Genomic DNA, 2293 nt, shown 5'->3' with positions numbered 1-2293 from the left:
GCTTTAGGTGACCCTTGGATGATTTACCGCACGGTAGAATATTTGGAGTCTGGTGAGTTAAAGCCAGAACCATCTGTTCGTGAGAAAATGGATGTCTGCTTACTTCACTTCGAACGTTTAGTGGCACTTAAAGGTGAATACGTTGCCGTTCGAGAAATGCGTAAACATGCTTCATGGTACTTAAAAGGCATCCGTGGAAACGGAAAAGCTCGTAACTTGATTAACCAAACTGAATCCGCACAAGAGTTGCGTGCATTCATTAACAACTTTGCAGATGAGCAAATGGCTTTAGGCCGTGAACTTGAGACAAGCGTTATGTAAAACGTGTTATTAGAGCTGTCACTTTTGGTGATAGCTCTTTTATATATAGAAATAATTTCTCGGAATTATGGAAATTCCAAGAGATTTTTYCGAAATATCAATAAAGACGTGAAGACGTATGTGAAATTGTGTACAATAGGTTCATTATGAATGGCTAACTGGAGCTATCAAAAGAAAAGGGAGTGAAATGAACATGTCTCATTTAGATGAATTAAACGATCAACTTTTGGTGAGACGCCAAAAGATGACTTCTATAAGTGAAAGTGGTCTTGATCCATTTGGTGGACGTTTCGAACGTTCGCATTTATCTGAAGGTATCCGCAAGGAGTTCGATCAATTTTCAAAAGAACAATTAGATGAAGAGCCAAAAGAAGTAACAATTGCCGGAAGAATCATGACGAAGCGTGGAAAAGGGAAAGCTGGATTCGCTCACCTTCAAGACTTCGATGGACAAATCCAAATCTATGTACGCAAAGATGCAATTGGTGAAGAAGCTTACCATTTGTTCACGACTGCTGACCTAGGAGATATCGTGGGTGTTCGTGGTGCGGTTTTCCGTACACAGGTTGGAGAACTTTCAGTTAAAGCGACTGAATTTACATTCTTAACGAAAGCACTTCGTCCGATGCCTGAAAAATTCCATGGCTTAAAAGATGTGGAGCAACGATACCGTCAACGCTATTTAGATTTGATTACAAGCCAAGACAGCAAACATACATTTATTACACGTAGCCGTATCATCCAATCGATGCGTCGTTATTTGGATGGACAAGGTTTCCTTGAAGTTGAAACGCCACTTATGCATGCAATTGCGGGTGGAGCAGCAGCTCGTCCATTCATTACACACCACAATGCATTGGATATGACTTTATATATGCGTATCGCAATCGAGCTTCACTTGAAACGTTTAATCGTCGGTGGGCTTGAAAAAGTATATGAAATCGGACGCGTATTCCGAAACGAAGGAATCTCAACGCGTCACAACCCTGAGTTCACTATGCTTGAGTTATATGAAGCATACGCTGATTACCGCGACATCATGGCGTTAACTGAAAACGTAATCGCACATGTTGCTCAAGATGTCCTGGGAACAACGAAAGTAATGTATGGGGAAGATGAAATTGATTTATCTCCAGGCTGGAAACGTCTGCACATGGCAGATGCAGTCAAAGAAGTTACTGGAGTAGACTTCTGGGTAGAGATGACGAAAGAACAAGCACACACTTTTGCAAAAGAGCACGGGGTAGATGTGAAACCTTCTATGGAAGTGGGACATGTTCTTAACGAGTTCTTCGAACAAAAAGTGGAAGAGTCATTAGTTCAACCTACTTTCATTTATGGGCATCCAGTGGAGATCTCGCCATTGGCTAAGAAAAATCCTGAAGACGGTCGCTTTACAGATCGTTTTGAGTTATTCATTGTTCGTCGTGAGCATGCAAATGCCTTTACGGAATTAAATGACCCAATCGATCAACGCGAACGCTTTGAAGCGCAGCTTGTTGAAAAAGAAGCGGGTAATGATGAAGCACATGAAATGGACGACGACTTTATCGAAGCGCTGGAATACGGAATGCCGCCAACAGGTGGACTGGGAATCGGGATTGATCGTTTAATTATGTTGTTAACGAATTCTCCTTCGATTCGCGATGTACTGTTATTCCCACAAATGCGTCATCGTGATTAAGTAAACAATACAAGAAAGAAGTCGGGTTACGTCCCGGCTTCTTTTTTGTTTTCAATGAAAAATTAGGGGTCTATTATTTTAATAATCTTTTAATTTTAAAAAGACTTGTGCACCCTTTTGTATGGTGGTATAGTAATCAAGTCGCCAAAACAAGCGGCAAACAAAAATGAAAAAGCAAAACTTTTTGTTGACATGACAATCTGGATTTGCTAAGATATAAAAGTTGCTGTCGCGAGAGTGACCAACGAAATGAACCTTGAAAACTGAACAGCAAAACGTCAACAATAA

The 2293-nt window shown here is 40.8% G+C and carries 2 protein-coding genes; both read left to right on the top strand.

All coding sequences use genetic code 11. The features are described 5' to 3' along the window. Positions 1 to 321 (top strand): tRNA-dihydrouridine synthase (locus tag AC1DSB_RS18295; RefSeq protein WP_477587305.1); only part of this gene is annotated, 321 nt, incomplete at its 5' end. A 193-nt stretch (positions 322 to 514) separates the two neighbouring features. After that, positions 515 to 2005: a lysine--tRNA ligase gene (lysS, locus tag AC1DSB_RS18290; protein WP_477531802.1), complete on the top strand. Its 1491-nt coding sequence runs from the start codon at positions 515 to 517 to the stop codon at positions 2003 to 2005. Positions 2006 to 2293 lie beyond the last annotated feature (288 nt).

This window comes from Paenisporosarcina sp. P4_E4_2, assembly GCF_056401595.1.
Note: the sequence above shows the minus strand (reverse complement) of the source record. Positions and strands in the feature narration are given on the sequence as shown.